General features: G+C 67.3%; 21 protein-coding genes. 18 read left to right on the top strand and 3 right to left on the bottom strand.

The annotated features are described in order from the left end of the window. The first annotated feature begins 3 nt into the window (after positions 1 to 3). The 6 genes from ACQR0U_RS29245 to ACQR0U_RS29220 all read left to right on the top strand — a co-directional run bounded on the left by ACQR0U_RS29245 (position 4) and on the right by ACQR0U_RS29220 (position 8,801). Positions 4 to 1,113: an ABC transporter ATP-binding protein gene (locus tag ACQR0U_RS29245; protein ID WP_315718400.1), complete on the top strand. Its 1,110-nt coding sequence runs from the start codon at positions 4 to 6 to the stop codon at positions 1,111 to 1,113. Between the two features lie 2 nt (positions 1,114 to 1,115). Continuing rightward, entirely contained in the window at positions 1,116 to 2,696 is a 1,581-nt protein-coding gene (locus ACQR0U_RS29240) for an FGGY family carbohydrate kinase (RefSeq protein ID WP_434872354.1), read from the top strand. Further along, positions 2,689 to 3,729 (top strand): 2-hydroxyacid dehydrogenase, encoded by a 1,041-nt coding sequence (locus ACQR0U_RS29235; RefSeq protein WP_315718348.1) that lies wholly within the window; start codon positions 2,689 to 2,691, stop codon positions 3,727 to 3,729. The genes ACQR0U_RS29240 and ACQR0U_RS29235 overlap by 8 nt, the downstream gene beginning before the upstream one ends. Positions 3,730 to 3,747: 18 nt before the next feature. Continuing rightward, positions 3,748 to 4,494: a class II aldolase/adducin family protein gene (locus ACQR0U_RS29230; RefSeq protein WP_315827284.1), complete on the top strand. Its 747-nt coding sequence runs from the start codon at positions 3,748 to 3,750 to the stop codon at positions 4,492 to 4,494. After that, positions 4,491 to 5,999, top strand: a complete 1,509-nt coding sequence (locus ACQR0U_RS29225) for a glycerol-3-phosphate dehydrogenase (RefSeq protein WP_316187323.1) — start codon at positions 4,491 to 4,493, stop codon at positions 5,997 to 5,999. The genes ACQR0U_RS29230 and ACQR0U_RS29225 overlap by 4 nt, the downstream gene beginning before the upstream one ends. Before the next feature lie 213 nt (positions 6,000 to 6,212). Next, positions 6,213 to 8,801 carry an ATP-binding protein gene (locus ACQR0U_RS29220; protein ID WP_315753011.1) on the top strand — a complete coding sequence of 863 codons (2,589 nt, stop codon included), beginning with the start codon at positions 6,213 to 6,215 and terminating at the stop codon, positions 8,799 to 8,801. A 1,088-nt stretch (positions 8,802 to 9,889) separates the two neighbouring features. On the opposite strand, the gene ACQR0U_RS29215 is transcribed toward ACQR0U_RS29220, so the two are convergent. Then, positions 9,890 to 10,555, bottom strand: a complete 666-nt coding sequence (locus tag ACQR0U_RS29215; protein WP_434844128.1) for a helix-turn-helix domain-containing protein — start codon at positions 10,553 to 10,555, stop codon at positions 9,890 to 9,892. 206 nt (positions 10,556 to 10,761) lie between these two features. Between ACQR0U_RS29215 and ACQR0U_RS29210 the strand changes: the two genes are divergently transcribed. The 4 genes from ACQR0U_RS29210 to ACQR0U_RS29195 all read left to right on the top strand — a co-directional run bounded on the left by ACQR0U_RS29210 (position 10,762) and on the right by ACQR0U_RS29195 (position 14,510). Beyond that, positions 10,762 to 12,258, top strand: coding sequence for an amidase (locus ACQR0U_RS29210; RefSeq protein WP_434844127.1), 1,497 nt, complete (start codon positions 10,762 to 10,764; stop codon positions 12,256 to 12,258). Between the two features lie 39 nt (positions 12,259 to 12,297). Then, entirely contained in the window at positions 12,298 to 12,648 is a 351-nt protein-coding gene (locus tag ACQR0U_RS29205; RefSeq protein WP_316202710.1) for a RidA family protein, read from the top strand. A gap of 15 nt (positions 12,649 to 12,663) precedes the next feature. Beyond that, positions 12,664 to 13,902 carry an NAD(P)/FAD-dependent oxidoreductase gene (locus ACQR0U_RS29200; RefSeq protein WP_316171456.1) on the top strand — a complete coding sequence of 413 codons (1,239 nt, stop codon included), beginning with the start codon at positions 12,664 to 12,666 and terminating at the stop codon, positions 13,900 to 13,902. Positions 13,903 to 14,135: 233 nt separating this feature from the next. Continuing rightward, on the top strand, positions 14,136 to 14,510 hold the full coding sequence (locus tag ACQR0U_RS29195; protein WP_315718356.1) for a hypothetical protein: 375 nt from the start codon (positions 14,136 to 14,138) through the stop codon (positions 14,508 to 14,510). Positions 14,511 to 14,566: 56 nt separating this feature from the next. Here ACQR0U_RS29195 and ACQR0U_RS29190 read toward each other — a convergent pair whose 3' ends face one another. Next, positions 14,567 to 15,760, bottom strand: a complete 1,194-nt coding sequence (locus ACQR0U_RS29190) for a polysaccharide deacetylase family protein (RefSeq protein ID WP_315753007.1) — start codon at positions 15,758 to 15,760, stop codon at positions 14,567 to 14,569. A 240-nt stretch (positions 15,761 to 16,000) separates the two neighbouring features. Then, entirely contained in the window at positions 16,001 to 16,837 is an 837-nt protein-coding gene (locus ACQR0U_RS29185) for a polysaccharide deacetylase family protein (RefSeq protein WP_315753006.1), read from the bottom strand. Positions 16,838 to 16,947: 110 nt separating this feature from the next. Here ACQR0U_RS29185 and mgtE point away from each other — a divergent pair, with 110 nt between their 5' ends. The 8 genes from mgtE to ACQR0U_RS29145 all read left to right on the top strand — a co-directional run bounded on the left by mgtE (position 16,948) and on the right by ACQR0U_RS29145 (position 23,634). Continuing rightward, a complete protein-coding gene (gene mgtE, locus ACQR0U_RS29180) occupies positions 16,948 to 18,366 on the top strand; it encodes a magnesium transporter (RefSeq protein WP_316187315.1) in 1,419 nt (472 codons plus the stop codon). An 81-nt stretch (positions 18,367 to 18,447) separates the two neighbouring features. Further along, positions 18,448 to 18,723, top strand: a complete 276-nt coding sequence (locus ACQR0U_RS29175; RefSeq protein WP_434872353.1) for a helix-turn-helix domain-containing protein — start codon at positions 18,448 to 18,450, stop codon at positions 18,721 to 18,723. Positions 18,724 to 18,799: 76 nt separating this feature from the next. Next, complete coding sequence (locus ACQR0U_RS29170; protein ID WP_434844125.1) at positions 18,800 to 19,618, top strand: aldo/keto reductase; 819 nt, start codon at positions 18,800 to 18,802, stop codon at positions 19,616 to 19,618. A 147-nt stretch (positions 19,619 to 19,765) separates the two neighbouring features. Further along, positions 19,766 to 20,626, top strand: coding sequence for a hypothetical protein (locus ACQR0U_RS29165; RefSeq protein ID WP_434844124.1), 861 nt, complete (start codon positions 19,766 to 19,768; stop codon positions 20,624 to 20,626). Positions 20,627 to 20,788: 162 nt separating this feature from the next. Beyond that, positions 20,789 to 21,448 (top strand): glutathione S-transferase family protein, encoded by a 660-nt coding sequence (locus tag ACQR0U_RS29160; protein WP_316171452.1) that lies wholly within the window; start codon positions 20,789 to 20,791, stop codon positions 21,446 to 21,448. A gap of 239 nt (positions 21,449 to 21,687) precedes the next feature. Then, positions 21,688 to 21,879, top strand: a complete 192-nt coding sequence (locus ACQR0U_RS29155; RefSeq protein ID WP_315718364.1) for a hypothetical protein — start codon at positions 21,688 to 21,690, stop codon at positions 21,877 to 21,879. A gap of 298 nt (positions 21,880 to 22,177) precedes the next feature. After that, positions 22,178 to 23,170, top strand: coding sequence for a hypothetical protein (locus ACQR0U_RS29150; protein WP_315827277.1), 993 nt, complete (start codon positions 22,178 to 22,180; stop codon positions 23,168 to 23,170). Between the two features lie 23 nt (positions 23,171 to 23,193). After that, on the top strand, positions 23,194 to 23,634 hold the full coding sequence (locus tag ACQR0U_RS29145) for a DUF1489 family protein (RefSeq protein WP_316171451.1): 441 nt from the start codon (positions 23,194 to 23,196) through the stop codon (positions 23,632 to 23,634). The last annotated feature ends 28 nt before the right edge of the window (positions 23,635 to 23,662 follow it).

Below are 23,662 nucleotides of genomic sequence, written 5' to 3'. Positions count from 1 at the left end.
GGCATGCTCGAAATCCGCAACGTCGACAAGGTCTATCACAGCCGGGGCAAGCCGCCGGTTCATGCCGTGCGCGCGCTCGATATGGAGGTGAAGGCCGGCGAGATCGTCGCGCTGCTCGGCTCTTCCGGCTGCGGCAAGACCTCGACGCTGCGCATGATCGCCGGCTTCGAGAGCGTGAGTTCGGGGTCGATCGCGCTGGCGCAGCGGACGATCCATGATCTGGCGCCGGCGAAGCGCAAGGTGGCGATGGCGTTCGAAGGCTATTCGTTGTACCCGCCGCTCACGGTGCGTGAGAACATTGCGTTCGCGCTGAAGGCGCGGCAATTGTCGCGCGCCGAGATTGCGCAACGCGTTGTCAGCATTGCCCGCCTGGTGGAGATAGAGGACATTCTCGATCATCATCCCCACGCGCTTTCCGGCGGACAGCAGCAGCGGGTGTCGCTGGCCCGAGCGCTGGTGCGTGATGCCGACCTCTATCTGCTCGACGAGCCGATGGGTCAACTGGAGCCGCAGCTGCGTGCCGTGCTGCGCGGCCGCATCAAGGGTCTGCTCGCCGAGCGCGGCATGACGGCGATCTTCGTCACCCATGACCAGACCGAGGCGAGCGCACTTGCCGATCGCATCGCCGTCATGGAAGACGGCGTGCTTCAGCAGTTCGCCAGCGAGCGGGAGCTGAAGAACCGCCCGGCCAATCTGTTCGTCGCGAGCTTCATTGGCGAGCCGCCGATGAACCTGATGGAGGCTGTGGTGACGCAGGAGGAAGGCGGGTTCCGCCTGTCTGTGGGCTCCGATGTTGCCTTTCACATTCCCGGGCAGACGTTGGACGCGGCGGGACAGCAGACGCTGGTGCGGGCCGATCGGATCAAGGTCGGCATCCGGCCGCAGCGGATCGCGATCGGCAGCGGCGAGGCGAGGCTGCGCGTGGTCTCCAACCAGTGGCTCGGCGATCAGTCGCATATTGCGGGCGAGTGCGCCGGTCATCTGCTGGTTGGCGTGACATCCAGCAAGGTCGCGGCGCGACCGGGCGACGTCGTGCCCTGCGCGCTGGAGTCACGCCATCTCCATATTTTCGGCGCCGACGGCGTTTGCGTCCGCCACGCGGAGGCACGCTGAACATGACCTCGGCTGCGATCCGCGACGTGATCATCGGCATCGACGCCGGGACCTCGGTGATCAAGGCGGTGGCGTTTGCGCGGGACGGACGCCAGCTCGGGGATTTCGCGATTCCCAACAGCTACGCGACGTTGCCGGGCGGCCGCGTCGAGCAGGACATGGCGCGGACCTGGACCGACACCGTCGCGGCCTTGCGCGGCCTGGGCGGCACGCTGCCGGATCTGTTCCGTCGCGTCGCCGCGATCGCCGTGACCGGGCAGGGCGACGGCACCTGGCTGATCGATGCGGACGGCCATCCCGTCGCGCCCGCGCTGCTGTGGCTCGACTCGCGCGCGGCAGGGTTCGTCGAAGCCTTCCGCGGCGGCGAGCGCAATGCCGCGCACTATCAGCGCACCGGATCGGGGCTCAACGCTTGCCAGCAGGGGGCGCAACTGGCCTGGCTGCAGGCGCATGACGCAGAGATGCTGGGACGCGCGGGTACGGCGTTCCACTGCAAGGACTGGCTCTACTTCAAGCTGACCGGCGAGCGGGCCACGGACCCGTCCGAGGCGACGTTCTCCTGCGGCGACTTTCGCAAGCGCGGTTTCGACGGCGAGGCGGCGCGTCTCATCGGCATCGCTGGTTCCGCGCGCCTGTTTCCAGATGTCGTCGATGGTGTCACGACGACGCATGGCTTGACCGCGGCGGCCGCGGCGGAGACGGGCTTGCCCGAGGGCGTGCCGGTGTCGCTCGGCTATGTCGACGTGATCTGCAATGCGCTCGGTGGTGGGCTATATGATCCCACACCCGACGTCGGCTGCACGATCATCGGCTCGACCGGCATGCACATGCGGCTGGCGAACAGCGCCGACGCGGTCAAGCTGAATGCCGAGGCGACCGGCTATACGATGCCGTTCCCGGTGCCGGACCACTATGCCCAGATGCAGTCGACCATGGCTGCGACCTTGAACATCGACTGGTTGCTCGATGTCGCGCGAGGCGTGCTCGCCATGGAAGGCATCGCCCGGTCGCGCAATGATCTGATCCGGCGGCTGGACGAGCGCGTGCTCGCGGCGAAGGCGGGCGAGCTGCTCTATCATCCCTTCATCTCGGATGCTGGCGAGCGCGGACCATTCGTGTCCCACGAGGCGTCTGCGCAACTGGTCGGCCTGCGCACCCGTCACGGCTACTGGGATCTGATGCGCGCCGTGATGGAGGGACTGGCCTTCGCCGCACGCGACTGCTACGCGGCGATGGGACCGCTGCCGACGGAAATTCGCCTGACCGGAGGCGCGGCACGCAGCCGCGCGCTCGGCGCGATTCTTGGCGCGGCACTCGGCAGCACGATTCGAGTCTGCCGTCGCGAGGAAGCCGGCGCGTCGGGGGCGGCGATGATCGCCACGGTCGCGACCGGGCTCTACCCGGACATGATGATCTGCGCGGAGGAATGGGTGAGACCGTATCTGGATGAGCCGCAGGCGCCGGATGCGGCGCTGGCGGAGCGCTATGCGCAGCTGTTCCCGGCCTATGTCGAGGGTCGCCTCGCGGCTCGGCCGGTGTGGAAGCAGCTTGCGGCCCAGCGTGCAGGAGCCAATCATGTCTAGCTCCATCGCCATCATCGGCGACCGCTTCATGCTGCCCTCGGTGTTCGCCGAACGCATCACCGCCATCTGCGGCGACGGCGTCGACATCCGCATGCTCGAACAGCCCTGGCCGGACGAGCCGATGGAGCACGGCTATGCCGGCTCCAAGCTCGATGGTCTCAAGGAGTTCATGGGCGATCCGGATGAGCTCGCCGAATTCATCGGCGAAGCGCCGCTGCTGGTGACGCATCTCGCGCCGATCTCGCGCGCGATGCTGCAGCGGCTGCCAAGGCTCAAGTTCATCGCGGTGTCGCGCGGCGGTCCGGTCAATGTCGACATGCAGGCGGCGCGCGATCATGGCGTGCTGGTCGTCAACACGCCCGGACGAAATGCCAGCGCGGTGGCGGAGTTCACCATCGGCGCGATGCTCGCGGAGACCCGTCTGATCAGGAGCGGTCACGAGTCGATGCGGGGCGGGGAGTGGCGCGGCGATCTTTATCGCGCCGACCGGACCGGACGCGAGCTCGGGGAGATGACCGTCGGCATCGTCGGCTATGGCGCGATCGGCACGCGCGTCGTGAAGCTGCTCAAGGCGTTCGGCTGCAGGATCCTGGTGACCGACCCTTACGTCCAGCTCAGCGCACAGGACCGCAACGACGGTGTCGAGCACGTCGCGCTTGCCGATCTTCTGGCGCGCGCCGACGTCATCAGCCTGCATGCCCGCGTGACGCCGGAGACCACCGGCTTCATCGATCGCGAGGCGCTGGCGAAGATCAAGCCGGGGGCGATCCTGATCAACACCGCGCGCGGTCCGCTGGTCGACTACAAGGCGCTGTTCGAGGTGCTCAGCTCGGGACGGTTGGCCGGCGCGATGCTCGACACCTTTGCGGTCGAGCCGGTGCCGCCGGACTGGCCGCTGTTGCAGCTCCCGAATGTCACGCTGACGCCGCACATCGCCGGCGCATCCGTGCGCACCGTCACCTTTGCCGCCGACCAGGCGGCCGAAGAGGTTCGCCGCTATCTGGCCGGCGAGCCGCCGCTCAATCCCTGCTGACGACGAAAGGTTTTCGACATGAATCGCGAGGAACGGCTGATCCGCGAGAACATCATCGCCAAATGCCGATGGATGAATGCGTCGGGGCTGAACCAGGGCACTTCGGGCAACATTTCCGCCCGCTACAAGGACCGCATGCTGATCACGCCCTCGGCGACGCCCTATGACTCGATGAAGCCGGAGATGATCGCCTCGATGCCGCTCGAGGGTGAATACGGTTCCTGGGAGGGGCCGTTGAAGCCCTCGACGGAATGGCGCTTTCATCTCGACATCATGCGCGGCCGTCCGGATGTCGGCGGCGTCGTTCACACGCATTCCACCTATGCCACCGTGCTCGCCATCGCGCGCAAGCCGATCCCGGCCTGCCACTACATGATGGCGGCGTTCGGCGGCACCGACATCCGCTGCGCCGGCTATGCGCGGTTCGGCACGGCCGAATTGTCCGAGCTTGCGCTGGAGGCGCTGGAAGGCCGCAACGGCTGCCTGCTGGCCAATCACGGCATGATCGCGGTCGGCGCCAACCTCGACAAGGCGATGTGGCTTGCGGTCGAGCTCGAGACCATCGCGAAGCAGTACTACCTGTCGCTCGCCCTCGGCCAGCCGCACATTCTGGGTGACGCCGAGATCGCCGAGACGGCGCAGGGCTTTTCGACCTATGGTCTGCAGGAGCCGAAGGCGAAAGCGGCAAAGCCGGCCAAGGCTGCGACGAAGGCGCGTGCCGCTGCGCGCAGCAAGCCAGAGAAGAAGCGCAGCAGCAAGCGATGAATGCGACGGTCTCACGCAGCGGAACCGATCACGGTCTGTTGGACCTCGCCGTGATCGGCGGCGGCATCAATGGCGCTGGTATCGCCCGAGATGCCGCCGGCCGCGGCCTGAAGGTGCTGCTGTGCGAGAAGGACGATTTTGCGCAAGGCACCTCGTCGCGATCGGGCAAGCTGATCCATGGCGGCTTGCGCTATCTGGAGTACTACGAATTCCGCCTGGTGCGCGAAGCGCTGATCGAGCGCGAGGTGCTGTTGGCCTCGGCGCCGCACATCATCTGGCCGATGCGCTTCGTGCTGCCGCACTCGCCGGAGCAGCGTCCCGCCTGGCTGGTGCGCACCGGGCTGTTCCTCTACGACCATCTCGGCGGCCGCAAGCAGCTGCCGGCGAGCCGCAACGTCGATCTCGCGCACGAGCCGGAGGGCGCGCCGCTGCGCCCCGAGTTCCGGCGCGGCTTCGAATATTCGGACTGCTGGGTCGACGATGCCCGGCTGGTGATCCTCAATCTCGTCGATGCCGCGCACAAGGGAGCCATCATCCTGCCGCGCACCCGCGCTGTGAGCGCACGGCGTGAGGGCGATGCCTGGCGGCTGGAGATGCGCTCCGAAGACGGCGAGGTTCAGATCGTCCGAACGAAGGCGCTGGTGAATGCCGCAGGTCCCTGGGTGCAGGACGTGGTACAGGGTGTCGCCGGGCTCAACTCCGCGCACAACGTGCGGCTCGTCAAAGGCAGCCATCTCGTGGTGCCAAAATTCTGGAGCGGATCGCAGGCCTATCTGCTGCAGAACACCGACCGCCGCGTGATCTTCGTCAATCCCTATGAGACCGACCTGGCGCTGATCGGGACCACCGACATCGTGCATGACGGCCGCGCAGACGACGTCGCTGTCGATGGTGCCGAGATCGACTATCTGCTCGCCGTGCTCAAGCGCTATTTCCGGGCCGCGCCGGGCAAGGGTGATATCATTCACGCCTTCTCCGGGGTGCGGCCGCTCTACGATGACAACGCCGACAATCCGTCGGCGGTGACGCGCGACTACGTGTTCGAGATGCATGGTGCGCCCGGACAGCCGCCGTTGCTGTCGATCTTCGGCGGCAAGATCACGACGTTTCGCCGGCTCGCCGAGCAGGCAATGGAACGTCTCGCGCCGTGGTTTCCGCAGATGGCGCCGGCATGGACGGCGGACGCGCGTCTTCCGGGCGGCGATTTCGGCGTGCCGTTCGATCAGTTCCTCGCTGATCTCGCAGGCGCCTATCCGGGATTGCCGCGCGATGTAGTGGCGCACTATGCGCGGCTCTACGGCACCCGCGCGCGCGACCTGCTCGGAGCGTCCCGCAACGTCGGCGATCTCGGCCGCCATTTCGGTGCCTCGTTCTATGAGCGCGAGCTCGTTTTCCTGCGCGAGCAGGAGTGGGCCGTCACGGCCGCCGACGTCCTCGACCGGCGCACCAAGCATGGCCTGCATCTGAGCCGCGCCGAGCGCGAGGCGTTCGAGCACCAGCTCTGATCGCGTCTTGACGCCTCGAGCCCCTCCGCGACCGCCGCAGCGCTTGGCGGGTGCCGATGACACGCCCCGGCAAACCGTGCTATCGAGCGCCCGCGATATGGATCGCGACGCGCCTGGAGACGCGGAATTCGGCATAATCCGGACCTTCGCCGATGCCCCCTAAGCCGATCGATTCACAATCAAACCGCCCGACGACCTCCTGAATTCGACGCCATGCCGGACCAGATCAAAGCGAGAGCCGACCATCGGCGCGGTCCGCGGCAGGAAGGCATCGTCGACGCCTGGACGAGGTTCGCGTCCGGCTCCTGGATGGACCGGCGCTGGACTCCGTGGATCATCGTGCTGAGTGGCCTCGTGCTGGCGCTGCTGTGTGATGCCTTCGTGGCCCACATGCTTTCCGTCAACTATCGGGAGACCTATCGGACCACCGAGGCGGCCAACGGAGATCTCGCCCGCGCGCTCGAAGAATACATGTTGCGCAACATCCAGGGCGTCGACGTGCTCTTGAACACGACGATCGACAGTCTCAAGCAGGACCCATCGCTGCTCACTGCCGGCAACCCGGCCCTGATCGGCGAGTTGAAGCGCAGGGTGGTGCCGTACCCCGCCGCGGGCGGCATCGTCGTGCTGGATGCGGACGGCAATCTGCTCGGCGACAGCGCCGGCAACGGAGTTCCCGGCCGTGAGAACAATTTCGCCGATCGGGCCTATTACAAGGTCCAGCGCGATGACCCCGGCCGCGGTCTCTTCATCGACGTGCCGGTGGCCTCGCGCGTGAACAGGGGTCGGTTCATCGCGGTCAGCCGCGCCTTGATGATGCCGGACGGACGATTTGCCGGCGTGATCGTCGTGGCGGTGGACTACGAGAATCTGCGGCAGTTCTTCCTGTCGCTGAACGTGGGGCAGCGCGGAACGGTGACGCTCTATCGCGACGACGGCACGATCCTGCTGCGCTCGCCGCATGCCGACGATTTCGCCGGCCGCAACGTCGGGTCCAATCGCCTGTTCAGCCTCTATCTCCCGCAGGCGCCTCACGGCAGCTTCGAGGGCAGCGGCATGACGGACGGGACGTCGCGGAGCATCAGCTATCGGCGCGTCGCCGGCCTGCCGCTGGTGGTGACCGTGGCGCGCGACCCGGTCGAGTATCTGGCCGGCTGGAAGAACAATGCGCTGTACTACAGCGCCATCGCCGCCGGCCTCAATCTGCTGATCGCCGGATTCGGCCTCGTCCTGGCGCGGCAATGGCGGCTGCGCGCGGCCTCCGAGCAGGCGCTGCGCGACAGTTTCGAGCAGCATCTGCTGGTCACGGAGAACGTGCCCGCGCTGATCGTCCAGGTCGGCGCCGATGGTGACATCCGCTATGCCAACCGCGTCGCGCGCGAATGGTATGCGCAGCCGTCCAGCGGGGTCGGTCGCAGCCGGCGGATCGACGACTACATCGACCCCGCGCGGCGAGACGAGGTGAGGCCGAAGATCGAGGCCGCGCTGGCCGGCCGAACCGCGGGCGGTGAGGAGAAGATCGCGTTTCCCGACGGCCGTGAACGCTGGTGCGAGACCATTCGCGTGCCGGATCGCAGCCAGGATGGCACGGTGCGCGGCTATTTCGTGCTGTCGGTCGACATCACCGAGCGCAAGCGCATCGAGGACGAACTGCGTCAGGCGCAGAAGATGGAGGCCATCGGCCAGTTGGCGGGAGGTATCGCGCACGACTCCAACAACATGCTGGCGGCGACGCTCGGCAATCTCGATCTGCTGCTCGACGCGCTCACGCCCGGCGAAAGCTCCCGCCGCAGCATGGTCGAGCGGGCGATCGAGGCGGCGGAGCGGGTCGCCGATCTCAACCGCCGGCTGCTCGCCTTCGCCCGCAAGCAGGCGCTGCAGCCGCAGGTCACCGACGTGAACCAGCTCGTCAACGGCATGACGACCATCCTGCAGCGGACGCTCGGCGAGAACATCGAGATCGAATTGGCGCAGGACCCGATGCTGTGGCACTGCCTGATCGATCCGACGCAATTGCAGAACGCGCTGCTCAATTTGGCGCTCAATGCGCGGGACGCGATGGACGGCGGCGGGCGCCTGACGATCGCGACGACGAATGCCGTGCTCGACCAGCCGCTCGACGACGGCGACGAGCGCATCATGCCCGGCGACTACGTGACCATCGCGGTGTCGGACCTGGGGGCCGGCATGCCGCCCGAGATCGCGCGCCGCGCCTTCGAGCCGTTCTTCACCACCAAGGAATTCGGCAAGGGCAGCGGCCTCGGCCTCAGCATGGTCTATGGCTTTGCGCGGCAATCGGGCGGCACGGTGCTGATCGACAGCCGGGTGGCGGAAGGCACCTGCGTCACGCTGTATCTGCCGAGCGCGGGGCCGGGCGCCACGGGCCGCGCGCGCGCCGGTGCGGCGCGGCTGGCGCGGCCGCAGACCGGCGAGCGGATCCTGGTGGTCGAGGACAATCCGCTGGTCGGCGCGATGGCATCGACCATGCTGACGTCGATGGGCTACAGCCCGGTCGTCGTCACCCATGCGGCAGCCGCGATCGCCGCGCTGGAGCGGTCGGACCCGTTCGCGCTGCTGCTGACCGACATTCTGCTGCCGGATGCCATGACCGGCATCGACCTGGCGCGCGAGGTGCGCCGCCGATGGCCTGAGCTGCCGATCGTCTTCATGTCCGGCTTCGCCGACCCCTCGCTGGTGCCGGAAGATTTCCGCGCGACGAGCAGGCTGCTCGCCAAGCCGTTCCGGCTCGGCCAATTGTCGGAGGCGATCGTCTCGGCCCTGGCCGGCAGGAAGGCGACGTGAGCCCGCGGGCGATCATGCGGTGAGCGATCCCGTGTTCGCCCCGATCGACAGCACCGTCCGGACAAGTCGTTTCCGCCTCGCGGCGCGCAGGGCGTCCGAGCTGTGCCGGTCGTTTCGCCCTCTCGACGACGAGGGCGCGGGGAATGCCGGGTGCTGGCCGCACCCATGGCCCGCCTGCGAACAAGAATGCAGGCGGCAGGAACCACAGGTTCAGCCGAGACATCCCGGCATTCCCCGCGCGATGGTTTTCCGGCTTATACGTCCTCTCCCCGGGGACCGGCTGTCTTGCCCCCGTCACCCGCGCAACGCGAACGCGTTGTCGCGAGCTTGGCCTCAGCATCGGGAGGCCAGGACCCTACGATTTCGCCGGCGCAACGGCTTCGTTCGTCCGCATGACCTTCGTCATGCTGCGAACCGCTGCGCCCACCGCATCCCACCCCGCGTGCCGTGACGATCGCGATACGCCCCTCGTGCCGAGGCGGGACGGCTGCACTCAATCACGATTTCTGAAAATGAGAAAGCAGGATATTTTCGCCGGACGGACTGGACAGGCGTGATGTGCTTGAGGCGTCTCGTGAAATGAGAATCTCCGCGCATCGACCTTGGCCCATGATTGGGGGCCCAGGCCGTGGGGAGGCAAGGGCCGAGTCGCCCGTCGGGTCGGGACTTGGGCTTGAGACAGTCGTCCATCGGATGATTGCAGCGCTTCGGAGGTCGGGTCCGTCAGTATATCGAGATCGGTATATCGAGACGAGACGAGCGCGTTCTACGTGCGGGTCGATGTCGAGCCGGGCGCTGACAAGGCGCGCATCAGTCGCTTGTTGAAAGAGATCGGCGCGCCGGTTGTGGTCCGAACGGTTTCTGGCAGACTCGTGAGCCACTAGCGATCGTTTGGACCCAATGACAGGTCCCGCGAACGAGCCGGTGCCGACCGGCTTAGTAGCTGTGGTCTTTCGCACCTCCGCTGCTCGGTGGGAGTGGAGAAGCATCAGCCGTCTGTCGTGAGCTTGCGGAAGTCGCTCTGCTGCTGAGGGCACTTTCAGTTGTGGGCCCCAGCGAGTGCGCTGGGTTACGCCGGAGGCTTCACCTCACTCCACCGCATCCTTCCTCGCAATCCGGTGCAGCTGCTCGAACAGATCGGCCTGCTCACTGGTGCAGAGACACACGCCCTGCGCGGAGTCGGCATCGCCGGCGTTGAGGTAGGCGTGGCCCATGGTGCTGTCGAGATACATGCCGTCGCCCTCGTGCAGGATCTCTGGGGCGTAGAATTCGGTGTGCACGGCGATGGTGCCGCGGGTGACGAGGAAATACTCCTCGCCGCTGTGGCGGAGCAGGGGGCCGAACTCCTCGAGCGTGCGGGCGCGCACCTCGGCGATCATCGGCACCATGCGCTTTCCGATCAGGTCGGTGCATTGATAGGTGTAGGTGTAGAACCTGGTGTTGACAATCTGGCCCTGGCCGGCGCGGCTGACGCTGCGGCGGGCGGTCACCGGGCGACCCGCCTCGGGGCGCGTCGTCGTCGGGCTGAATAGCTCGGCGATGTCCATCTGCAGGCCCGAGGTGAGCTGCAGCAGCTTGTCGTAGGTCAGCGACATCAGGCCGTTCTCGACCTTGGACAGCGTTGACAGCGCCATGCCGGTCTTTTCGGCGACCTGCTTCAGGGTCAGGCCGCGCGCCTGCCGGGCCGCCTTCAGGCACTGGCCGAGCTGGGAGTGGGGGCCTTCGGTCGGCGCGCTGATGGCGGTGTCTGTCAAAGCGATCTCCGGAAAATCCGTTAGCGGATCAGGCGTGTCGAGAGCCGAGCAGCCCGGACAATCTCGGCCCATAGAGCAGGAAATTCAATCGGGTGCTCCAATGTCCGAAGGTCATGCGTGGACAGCGGTGGAACAATGCGTTTTCGGGTCGTGCATTCGATTTCCTATATGCTAAATAGTTTTCCGAAACGGAAAAGAGAAGCCCCGTGGAATCGATTTGCGACAAGACGGCCGTCGAGCTGGTCAAGCTGCTGAAAACAAAGGCGATCTCGCCCGTCGCGCTGCTCGACTCGTTCCTGGAGCGGATTGCGGCGGTGAACCCGGCCGTCAACGCGGTGGTGACTCTGGACGAGGCGGCCGCCCGCGCGGCGGCCGAGGTCGCCGAGGCCGAGATCGTGAGGGGCGAGGACCGGGGGGCGCTGCACGGCCTGCCGGTGCTGATCAAGGATACCCAGGACACCGCCGGGATGCGCTCCACCTATGGCAGCCCGATCCTGGCCGACAACGTGCCGGCCGTCGACCAGGCCTCGGTGGGCCGGCTGCGCGCCGCCGGCGCAATCATCTTCGGCAAGACCAACACGCCGGAATGGGCGGCGGGCGGCAACACCCGCAATCCCGTGTTCGGCGCCACCGGCAACCCGTTCGATCCCGCGCGCTCGGCCGCCGGCTCCTCCGGCGGCTCGGCGGTCGCGCTCGCCTGCGGCATGGCCCCGCTGGCCTCCGGCTCGGACACCGGCGGCAGCTTGCGCAATCCGGCCGGCTTCTCCGGCATCGTCGGCATGCGCCCCTCCTACGGCCTCGTCGCCAGCGAGAAGCGCGCCCATGGCTGGTCGTGCCTGTCGACCGACGGGCCGATGGCGCGCGATGTCGCCGACACCGCGCTGATGCTGTCGGTGATGGCGAGCGACGATGCGCGCGATCCGCTCGCCTACACCCTGCCGGGCGAGGCCGTGCGCGGCGCGCCGTCGCGCTGGGCCGTGCCGCCGGCGGTCGAACTCAACAAGCTCAGGCTCGCCTTCACCGAGGATTTCGGCTTTGCGCCGACCGAACAACTGATCCGCCGCGCCTTCCGCGCGCGGGTGTCGCGCATCGCGCCGCTGTTTGCTGGCGCGCAGGAGGGCGCGCCGGATTGCAGCGGCGCCGACGAGACCTTTGCGGTGCTGCGTGCCTCGCTGTTCCTCACCCAGCACGGCAAGAATTATCGCGAGCGGCCCGACATGCTCGGGCCGAACGTACGCGCCAATGTCGAGGAGGGGCTCGGCTACAGCCTCGAGGATTTTTCGCGTGCGAGCGCCAACCAGACCCGCATCTATCGCGCCTATCAGGGCTTCTTCGCACGCCACGACGTGCTGATCAGCCCGACCATCACCTTGAGCCCGCGGCCGTGGGCGGAGCTGTATCCGGCGGAGATCGACGGCGTGCCGACGCGGTCGTACTTCCACTGGCTGGCGCTCGCCTACGCGGTGACCCTGGCCGGGCATCCTGCGCTGAGCCTGCCGCTCGGCCTCGACGACAACGGCCTGCCGTTCGGCCTGCAGATCGTCGGTCCCCGCGGCGGCGACGCGCTGGTGCTCGGCGTTGCCGCGGCGCTGGAGGCCGCGTTCGCCGATGATGCCGAGCTGCGCCGTCCCCGGCCGGATCTCGAAAGGCTCGCGTCGCTGCCGCCGCTGGCGCAGACGCCCGGCTTCATGGCGTGGGATTGAGGCGGCACTCATGATCACTACATCATGGAGCGACTAACGATGTCCGACGCCCCCTCATGGCCGTTCTCGCTGGTGCGCCGCGCCGGCGGCCTGGTGTTCCTGTCCGGCGAGATTCCGGTCGCCGATGACGGCAGCATCCCCGAGGGCATCGCGGCGCAGACCGACCTCGTCTTCAAGCACATCGCGGAAACGCTGGCGGGCGAGGGGCTGACGTTCGACGACATCGTGTCCTGCATGGTGCACCTCGCCGACAAGGCGGATTTCGCCGCCTACAACGAGGCCTATCGCAGGCACTTCAAGGACCCGATGCCGGTCCGCACCACGGTGCAGGCGCAGATGATCGCGGATGTGAAGATCGAGGTCACCGTCGTCGCGGCGGCGCGGACCTGAGCAGGAGTGATGACGATGCAAAGCGCGATCGTTCTCGGTGGCGGCATGGTCGGCGTCGGCACGGCGCTGCACCTGCAGAGCCGTGGCTGGTCAGTGGCGCTGGTCGACCGCAGGGAGCCTGGACGCGAGACCAGCTACGGCAATGCCGGCATCATCCAGAGCGAGGCCGTCAGGCCCTACGCGATGCCCTATGATATCGCCGGCGTGCTCGACATCGCGCTCGCGCGCACCAACGACGTGCACTACAGCCTCGCGGCGCTGCCCTATCACGTGCGGCCGCTGCTGCAATACTGGTGGAATTCGTTCCCGGCGCGCCACGAGGTGCTGACGCGCACCTATGCGCAACTGATCGCGCGCGCCGCGCCCGAGCACGAGCCGCTGATCCTCGCGGCCGGGGCCGGCAACCTCGTGCGCCGCGACGGCTTTCGCGTGCTGCACCGGACGCAGGCGCAGTTCGACAAGGAGGCGAGGGAGGCCGAAGCCGTCGGCAAGGCGTTCGGCGTCAAGTTCAAGCTGCTCAGCGCCCAGCAGCTGAAGCAGGCCGAGCCCGCGCTGATCGACAGCGGCATCGGCGGCCTGCACTGGCAGGAGCCGTGGACCGTGTCGGATCCCGGCAGCCTGGTCGCCTCCTATGCCGAGCTGTTCACGCGCCGCGGCGGCAAGCTGCTGCGCGGCGATGCGACCACGCTGGCGCAGGCGGGCAGCGGCTGGGCCGTCACCACCGCGGAGGGACGCATCGAGGCCGAGGCCGTGGTGGTCGCGCTCGGGCCGTGGTCGCCGGAGTTCCTGACGCGGTTCGGCTACGACATCCCGATGGTGCGCAAGCGCGGTTATCACCGTCACTACACCGGCGGCGCGCCGCTCGATTTGCCGCTGCGCGATGCGGCGCGCGGCTATCTGATGAACCCGATGGCGCTCGGCGTGCGCATCACGACCGGTGCCGAGCTGTCATCCCCGAATGCGAAATCGACCCCGGTTCAGCTCGGCAAGGCCGAGGCTGCCGCGCGCCAGCTCATCGATCTCGGCAGGCCGGTCGAGCCCGAGCCGTGGATCGGCACGCGGCCGTGCATGCCCGACATGCTGCCGGTCGTCGGCCAGGCGGCGCGTCACAAGGGCATGTGGCTGCATTTCGGCCACGGCCACCAGGGCTTCACGCTGGGGCCTGCGACGGGACGCATCCTCGCCGAGCTGATGAGCGGCGAAGCGCCGAGCGTCGACGTCGCCGCCTGCGCACCGGCGCGATTCGGCGCATAGCTGCGAGAGCTGCTGCCGCCCTGCAATTGCAGGCTGCAGCGGCGCCCGCCGGGCAGTCCCTTGTTTACCAAGCGTGGCTGTTCTGGGCCGTTCTGGCGCTGCAAAATTTCCACTTCACGAATTCGCAAGCCCGCTCTCCTAGGGTGACGCCGGTTGGACCAGGACGCGGGGGCGAAACGCGTTTCGTGAGTTCTGTCGTCGGCCAGTGATCCGAACATCATGTGGGGGAGCAGATGAACTTCACGGGCCTCATGTACCGCTTCATCTCGAATTTCGTATTTCTCGCGGCCGTCTATCTCAGCCTGAACTACGTCGAGAAGTACCAGAACCGCGCCGTCCTGGCGCTGGTGGTGCTGATCTATGCCGGCATGCGCGCCGTCACGGTGGTGCGCACCTTCCACTTCTTCGGACGGATCGAGAAGATGGAGTCGGACGTTCGCCGTCTGGCCGGCATGCTGGGCGACGGGCCGGTGGGGCAGGTGGTCTCTAGGCAGGTGGTGTCCGACGTCGGATCGCTGCGCAAGGACGGCGAGAAGAAGTCCTACATGGACCTGTTCTTCCTGGCGGCCACCGTCATCCTCTGCGTCAGCAAGCTGGTCTCGAGCTGATCGCGCGCGGCGCGGGCGAATTGTCCCGCGTCCTCACCTGCAACATCTGCGAATGTTCAGCGCCGCCTGAGGCTGGCGAGGCGCACCGGGCGCGGCGCCGGCTTGGCGGCCACAGCCTTCGGGGCCGGGCTCTCGAGCCGGGCCAGCTGGCGCCGCTGCGCCGACAGCGGCGCGACAGGCGGCCATGCGAACAGATCGGACGCCGGCGCTGCCAAGGCCGGCGCCGCAAGCCCCCGCGCGAGCGGCGGACGCGGCCATGCCGGCTTCTGCGCGACACGCGCGACGGCCGCCGGCACGTTGAGAATCCCGAAATCGTCCAGCCTGGCGCGGGCCCCCGTATCGGCGCCAGCGAGATCGACGGGCGCGATCTTGGGCCAATGCGCCACCGGGGTCTCGTCCGACGGGCGGTGCACCAGCCAGTCCTCGGGCTCGGTCGGCGTCGCCGGCCGGTCCGGTGTCGCCGCCACGACGTGGACGATGCGGTAGTTCTTGGCCTTGAGCTCGGCGAGGATCTTCGGCAGCGCCGTGGCGGTGCGCGCATGGATGTCGTGCAGCAGCAGGATGCCCTTGCCGCGCGCCTCCAGCCGCTTCATCGCGAGCTCATAGACCTTGGCGCCGGAGATGCTGCGCCAGTCGTCGGCGAGGAAATCGGCGCTCCAGACCTGCAGGCCGAGCGAGGCGGCGTAGCTCTCCACGGCGTCGCCGCGCAGCAGGCCGGGCACGCGGAAGAATGGCGACAGCGCCGACGGATCGGTGAGCGCCGCTGTCGTCCAGGCGATCCCCTGGTCGACCTCGGGCTTGACCTGGTCGAGCGTCATCTTGTTGAAGCTCAGCGGATGGTTCTGGCTGTGGGTGCCGATGGTGTGGCCGGCGGCCGCAAGCTTCCTCACGCCCTCGGGATCGGCCTTGGCCTGGCGGCCGATGGTGAAGAACGTCGCCTTGACGCATTGATCGGCAAGGATCTGCAGCACCTGATTGCTGTATTTCGGCAGCGGGCCGTCGTCGAAGGTGATGACGACCTCGTGATCTTTCAGCGGCAGCGTCTCCTTGTACTGCATCGCGCCGATGCGCGGATGCTCGCGCGGATCGACCACCAGGACGCGCGACGTGCCGAGCGCGTTGGGATGTCCGGGGCAATCGGCTGCCGATGCCGCCGATGATCCGACACTGGAGGCGAAGCAGGCGACGGTGCCCAACAGCACTGCGAGCCATGTTGGCCGTCCGACGCAAGCCCACCGACGATCACGCATCACGCTGCTCACATTCCCTTCACCGTCCCGACGCCTTCGGCCAGGGTCTTCGACGCTCGATGATGTGTCGCAGCCGCGCGGAAGGCGCAAGCGACCGCCAAGACATAGCAGGGATGTTCGGCTGTCGCGAGATGACATCGTTCCGGGGTCCGGTTTGCGCGCGGCTGTTGCCGGATTGCAAGCGGCAGAAATCGCCGCGATCACGGCCGTCGAGCGTAGACAGCGGCCCTGAACGACGGATTAACCACCTTCGTGCGGCGGCGTCGGCGCAGGTGAAGGGCGCTCGCTATGCTGCTCGTGATGCACATCCGCCGGCTGCTTCGGAACCACATGGACCACGCGATAGCCGTGGTTCTTCAGGTAGCGCAGGAACGCGGGCAACATGGCGACCGTGCGCGGCTGAGGATCGTGCAGCAGGATGATGCCCTTGCGCGCCTGGCTCAGCCGGGCGGTCAGCAGCTTCAGCGTCTGCTGCGGTGACATCGGGTTCCAGTCGCTGGCCCAGAGATCGGCCCCGAACACGACGATGCCGCGCGACTGCAGCAGGTCGAGCGTCGCCGGTGTCGATTCGAAATAGGGGAAGCGGAAGAATGGCGTCGACGGCGTGGTCGTCTCCGCGCCGTTGAGCGCCTTCTCGTCGGCGGCGATGCCGCGATCGATCTCATCGACGGCCTGTTCCGGCGTGATGTGCGCGAGATTCGCATGCGTGAAGCTGTGATGGCCTATGGTGTGGCCTTCGGCCGCGATCTTCCGCACCCACGCGGCGCGGCGCGACGCAGGCTCGCCGACCAGGAAGAAGGTCGCGCGCACGCATTCCCTGGCGAGCGCGGCCAGCACCTTGTCGGTCATCGGCGGCGACGGGCCGTCGTCGAAGGTCAGAACCACTTCGCCGTCATGCAGCGGCAGCGTGTCCGGGAAGCTCTTCAGTCCGACGCGCGGATGTGTCGCGGCGTCGACGGTGAGAATGCGCGACGTGCCGAGCGTACCTTCGCGCGGGCATGCGGCAGGCGCGGCCGCGGTGACGTCAGCCGCGAGCAGCGCCGCCACGACGCCGGCCGCGTTTACCCATCCTGTCATCGATCGCCAAGGCCGCATCTTTTCCCGTTGCGCTCGCTGTTGCCGATTATGTAATGCGTGAAAGCACAAATCAGACCATTTGCTCTGAAATCAAGCGCGTGAGGCACGTCATGAACGAGACATCGGACGTTGCCCATGCTGATGCAACTCTACGCGATCGCGCGCCGATGCGCACGGAATCCGGCGAGATTCGCGCCGAATTCATCGCGGCCATCACGGCGGCCATCGCCGCCGAGGACGAGGCGTTCCTGCGCGCCGAGGTCGCCGAGCTGCACGAGGCCGATCTCGGCGACCTGATCGCGGCGCTCGCACCGGACGACCGTGTCCGGCTGGTCGAGCTGACCGGCACCGATTTCGACTTCTCCGCGCTGAACGAGGTCGACGACGCGGTCCGCGAGGAGATCCTCGAGGAGCTCGAGCCCGCGACCGTCGCGGAGGGCGTGCGGGAGCTCGAATCCGATGACGCCGTCGAGCTGTTGGAAAGCCTCGACGAGGAGGACAAGGAGGAGATCCTCGAACGCCTGCCGCCGTCCGAGCGCGACGCGCTCGCGCGCAGCCTCGACTATCCCGAGGGCTCGGCCGGCCGCCGCATGCAGAGGGAGTTCATCGCGGTTCCGCTGGGTTGGACGGTCGGCGAGGCCATCGACTACATGCGCGAGACGCGGGATCTGCCCGAGCGGTTCTACGAGATCTATGCGGTCGACGACGCACGGCATTGGCAGGGTGCGGTGTCGCTCGATACGCTGCTGCGCGCCCGCCGTCCGGTTCCGCTGGCCGATCTGATCGACGAGGACCGCCGTCGCGTCACCGTCACCGACGATCTGGCCGAGGTGGCGCGGCTGTTCGGCAAGTACAATCTGGTCGCGGCCCCCGTGGTCGATGCCGAGAACCGGCTGGCCGGCGTCATCACCATCGACGACGTGGTCGATGTCATCGAGGAGGAGGCCGACGAGGATTTCAAGGCGCTCGGCGGCGTGTCGGGCGACGAGGAACTGTCCGACAGCGTCTGGACCATCGCCAAGGGCCGCTTCAACTGGCTGCTGATCAATCTTGCCACCGCGTTCCTGGCGTCATCGGTGCTCGGCCTGTTCGAGGACCAGTTGCAGCAGATGGTGGCGCTCGCCGTGCTCGCGCCGATCGTCGCCAGTCAGGGCGGCAATGCCGCGACCCAGACCATGACGGTGGCGGTGCGCGCGCTGGCGACGCGGGAGCTCGGGCCGAACAATGCGATGCGGGTGGTGATGCGCGAGGGGCTGGTCGGGCTCGTCAATGGCCTGGCCTTTGCGCTCGTCACCGGCATCGCCGCCGTGGCGTGGTTCAAGATGCCCGGGCTCGGCATCGTCATCGGGCTTGCAATGATCTCGAATCTCGTCGCGGGTGCGCTGGGCGGCATTCTGATCCCGATGGTGCTCGAACGGGTCCGCGCCGACCCCGCCGTCGCCTCCGGAACCTTCGTCACGACGGTGACCGATGTGGTCGGTTTCTTCTCGTTTCTCGGCATCGCCACGCTCTGGTTCGGCCTGAAATAACCCCGGCGCCTGAACGACTTATATCGTTAATCCGGCCTTAACGTGGTTCGGCGAGACTGTTGCTCGACACGGAGTCGGACGATGCAACGCTTGCGGCTGAAGGCAGATGGACGGATCGTGGAGCTGCGCGACGGGGAGGAGATTCCGCTGGCGCCCGCGGCTCGGCTCGAAGTGCGCGATCTCAGGCGGCGGGTGCATCTGACCCAACAGGAATTCGCCGCCAAGCTCGGTGTGCCCGTCGAGACCATCCGCAATTGGGAGCAGGGCAAGCGCATGCCGCGCGGCCCGGCGCGCGCGCTGCTCACCGTCATCGCGCACGCGCCCGAGACGGTCTTCGCGGCTTTAGCCAAGACTTAAGTCCACCACGGGTCGTGCGTTGGCAACGCCCAGCGTGTGCCTACATAATGTTGCACGCGCGCTGGAGTGCACGGCCATGCTGATGATCGAGGCCAATGGTGCCAGGATTCCCGCCTTGGGTCTCGGAACCTGGGAGCTGCGTGGCCGCACCTGCAGCCGCATCGTCGAGCAGGCGCTCACTCTCGGCTACCGGCACATCGACACCGCGCAGGTCTATGAGAACGAGCACGAGGTCGGCGAGGGCCTGCGTGCGTCCCGCGTCCGGCGCAACGAGGTGTTCCTGACGACCAAGGTATGGACCACGCATTTTGCGCCGCACGATCTCGAGCGCTCGGCCAAGGAGAGCCTGGTCCGGCTGCGCGTCTCCGAGGTCGACCTGTTGCTGCTGCACTGGCCCAATCCGCACGTGCCGCTGACCGAGACGCTCGGCGCGCTGGCCCATGCCAAGACGCTCGGGCTCGCACGTCATATCGGCGTGTCCAATTTCACGGTCGGTCTGCTCGACGAGGCAGTGGCGGCATCGCCGGAGCCGCTGGTGTGCAATCAGGTCGAGTATCATCCCTATCTCGATCAGACCAAGGTCCGCGAGGCCTGCGCGCGGCATGGCATCGCCATGGTCGCCTACAGTCCGATCGCAAAGGGCAAGATCAGGAATGATCCAACCCTGACCCGGATCGGCCGCGCCCATGGCAAGAGCCCGGCGCAGATCTGCCTGCGCTGGCTGGTGCAGCAGAACGTCGTGGCGATCCCGCGGACCTCCAAGGTCGAACGGCTGTCCGAGAACCTCGACGTGTTCGATTTCGAGCTCTCGGAGCAGGACATGGCCGACATCTTCGCGATGGGCAGCCCCGAAGGACGGATGACCAACTTCGCCTTTGCGCCGAAATGGGATTGAGGGCGGCGCCGGCGCATTTGTGCTACAGCCTGACATGACAGGGAGCGGCCGGCGGGCCGCACGACGGCGGCTGCCGCATTCCCTGCCGATGATCAGAGCGATGGCGCACCGCGCGCCTTCGCTCATGCGCGGGCGTAGTGAAGCAGCATGGAACGTTGGCAGTTCATCCGTTGGGGCATCGCCGCGTCCGTGCTCGCGCATCTCCTGATCGCCGGTGGGGTCGTGGTCTCGACCTCGGTCCGGCCTTACGAGCTGCCCAAGAGCGACGAGATCGAGGTCAACATCGTCGACGCTGACGAGCCGCAGAAGACGCCCGAGCCGGTCGCCACGCCATCGCCATCCCCGACGCCGGATCTGGTGCTGCCGCAGCCGGACCCGAGCGCCTTGCCCGCGGCCGCCGCACCGCCACCGCCCAGTCCCCCGCAGGACGCCAGGGAGACCCCCAATCCTCCGATGCCGGCCACGCCGGCGGCGAAACAGCCGGCGCAGGCTGCATCGCCCAAGGCGGTGAAGACGGCCGCAAAGGCGGAGAGCAAATCCGCCGTCAAGCCGGCGCCGCCGCCCGTGCCGACCTATGTGCCTCCCGAACCGGATCTCACGGTGAAGTATGGGGTCATGCTCGGTCTCCCCGAGCCGCTGTCACCGTTGCCGCGTCCCGGCGGCCCGGAGGACGGCAAGGACGCCGGGCCGACCGCGACGACGAACCTCGCCGCCAATCTGGAAGCGGCCCTGCGGCAGAAGGTCAGGAGCTGCGCGCGGCTGCCGGCGTCGCTGTCGCTGTCGGACAACGTGCTCATCAGGCTGCGCTTCGGCATGACACCGGATGGACGGCTGGCGACGGAGCCGGAGGTGATAGAGGTCGTCGCAGCCTCCAAGGCGATCCAGCTCAAGGAGAGCGCGGTCCAGGCGTTGAATGCCTGCCAGCCCTACGCGATGTTGCCTCCCGATCGCTACAACGAGTGGAAGGTGATCGAGATGTCGTTCACGCCGCAGGATTTCGCCCGCTGATCTACCCTGCGGCCGGCGACGGCACGGGGGCGGGCGCGTGGTCTAGGCGTAGCGCTTGTGTGTCGACGCAACGGCCGATCATCCTGTATGCGTCGCCCATAGCATGAGCGTCGACGGCGCGGCTGCGCGGGCCGTCCACGCCCAACACGGAGACGGTGCGACATGACGCTGAAGCTGGTGATCGGCAACAAGAACTATTCCTCATGGTCGATGCGGCCGTGGCTGGCGCTGCGCGGCTGCGACATCGCCTTCGATGAGATCGTGATCCCGCTCTACACCGCCGATCCCGCCGACAAGGCGCGCATCCTTGAGCATTCCCCGGCCGGCAAGGTGCCGATCCTGATCGATGGCGCGATCAGCGTGTGGGATTCGCTCGCGATCATCGAATATCTCGCCGAGCGCTTCCCGCAGGCGGGGCTGTGGCCCGCCGATGCCGCTGCCCGCGCCCATGCCCGATCCGTCTGCGCGGAGATGCACTCCGGCTTTCCGGCCTTGCGCAACGAATGCCCGATGAACCTGCACCGGCCGGTGCGGCCGGTGGAGCTGTCTGCCGATGCCAAGGCCAACATCGCCCGGATCGAGGACATCTGGCGCGACTGCCGTGCCCGCTACGGCCATGGCGGGCCGTTCCTGTTCGGCCGCTTCGGCGCCGCCGACGCCATGTTCGCGCCGGTGGTCACGCGCTTCCACAGTTTCGCCATTCCGGTCGCCGCCGAAACCCGCGCCTACATGGACATGATGATGGCGATGCCGGCCTTCGCGGCCTGGGTGAAGGACGGCCTGGCGGAGGACTGGGTCATCGAGCGGGTCGAGAACATCTGAGCGGTCTCGTCCGTTCGCGATTTGGTCCGTGGTGGACGAGCGAACCCCGACCCGCTCGTCCAAGAATACCGTTTGCGGGCCCATCCCGTTGAAGACTCTCGCAATCTCCGCGTTTGCCATGTCGTGAGGTCGCTGGTCAGGGCGGGCGGCGGCGTGATATAAGGGCGATATTTATAAAGACACGCCGGCCCGGGCAGCGGGACCAGGGGCTCTTGCCGGCATGCGAGCAGGAGAGGGCGTTGAAACACAAGTTCCCCATTGGGGCGACCGTCTATTTCACCGCGAGCAACGTCTCGCGTCCGGCCGCCACAGGCACCTACGAGATCATCCGCCAGCTTCCGACGGAAGACGACGACTGCCAGTATCGAATCAAAAGCTCGACGGAAGCCTTTGAGCGGGTTGCCAGAGAGAGCCAATTGGCCTTGTCTTGAAGATGACGTGCCACGTCGGCGGACGCGGCCGCCGGAGACATGGCCGAAGCGAGAGGGGGAGTTGCCACGCGTTCGGGAGCCGTGGCGCGAGGCGATGACGATTGCTGCGCGATCCCTTTGGGGATAGCGGGTAGCTCCACACCATCCGGCGCCCGCAGGCGTATGGAATCGTCTTATTGTCTTGGTGGGGCCGCAATCGATCGGGTGATCATTTGAATTTGATGATCGTTTCACGGCCGTCCCATGTAGGGACGCCATCGGGGCCGTTTTCGCTGGCCCGCGTCAGGAACAAGCGCGCATGAACTCGACCTGGCCTTCCTCGTTGGATCAGCTCTTGAACTCACCGGCGTTCCCGATGTGGCTCACCGTTGCCGCGGCGGGTTTCTTTGCACTGGTCGTGCTGATGACGCTGCTCAGGGCCGAGAAATCGGTCGCCAACGGCGCGCTGACGGTGATCACGCTGCTGGCGGTCGGGATTGCGGTGGCGTCGATGATGCGGAGCCAGGATGCGACCCCGCGTGGCGCCAATGGCGATCCTGCGGTGACCGCCTCCGTCGGCCTCTCGGCACCCGCGCTGGCCTGCGTGGATGATCTCGCCGGCGATCTGGTGCTCGCGAATTGCGAGAAGAGCCTGTTCGGATCGGCCGAGATGACCGCCGCGGCCGTCAGTTATGCGGCGGGCATGCTGAGCCGGCTGTCCCAGGTGGGCGACGTCGCCAGCGCGAACAAGGTGATGACCGCGGAGCTGCTGGCGCTGCGCCGCGCCGTCGAGCGCGATCGTTATGGCCTGATGGCCTATGTGCTGCTGACACGCGACCGCTGTACGCCTAGCGATTGCGTGATGTTCCGTGCCGTGGGTGATCGCCAGCAACTGATGAACAACATGGAAGGGCGGACCTATGAGGGGCTGGTGACGCGCTACGCCTCGCAGTGGAATGCGGCGCCGGGCCAACCGGCCGCTGGAACCTTTGCGGGATTGGCGCCTCCAGGGCTGGCGCCGTCGGCGCCGAACGGCAAGCCGACGACCGCCGAATTTCCCAGCTCGGCGAACACCCCGCCGGTCAGCATCATGAATCCCGAGCCGACGGCCTCGACGCGCTCGGTCGCCCCGGCAGCCGCCGCGCCGAAACCGCCGACGCAGCTTGCGCCGCCCGCAGCCCCACCGACCGTGGCTGCCAGCCACGCCCAGGCGCCGCCGGCGGCCAAGAAGGCCGCGCCGAAGCCGAAGCCGGCCGCTGCGGCGCCTCAAGCGGCGCCTGAGGCCGCCGAGCCGGCCGCCAACAACGAATAGATCCCGCTGGTCGAACCGCCATCATGCCTCTGCACCTGATCAAGCTCGCCGTCGGCTGCGAGTCCGTGAAAGAGCTGAAGGAGTGGATCGCCGAGCGCATGCTCGCGGCCAAGAAGAAGGGCCTGCCGCAGCAGCACGTCCATGTCACGCGGATGACGCCGAAACGGGTCGAGGACATCCTCGCCGGCGGCTCGCTGTATTGGGTGATTCGCGGTGAGGTCGCCGCGCGCGAGAAGATCGTCGGCATCGAGCCGTTCCGCGACGGCGACGGCATCGGGCGGTGCCGCATCATCATGCAGCCGAAGGTGATCGCGGTGTCGCCGCGGCCGATGCGTCCGTTCCAGGGCTGGCGCTATCTGACGGCCGAGGATGCGCCGGCCGATCTCGGCAAGTCCAGTGCGGCGGGCGTCGAAGCCATGCCCGAGCCGCTGCGCCGCGAGCTGCGCGATCTCGGCCTGCTGTAGGACTTCGATGAGCCTCACGCGAGGCGGA

Origin of the sequence: Bradyrhizobium sp. HKCCYLRH3097, assembly GCF_051167875.1 — a bacterium.
Classification (GTDB): Bacteria; Pseudomonadota; Alphaproteobacteria; order Rhizobiales; family Xanthobacteraceae; genus Bradyrhizobium.
This window is presented reverse-complemented; position numbering and strand designations above follow the sequence as displayed.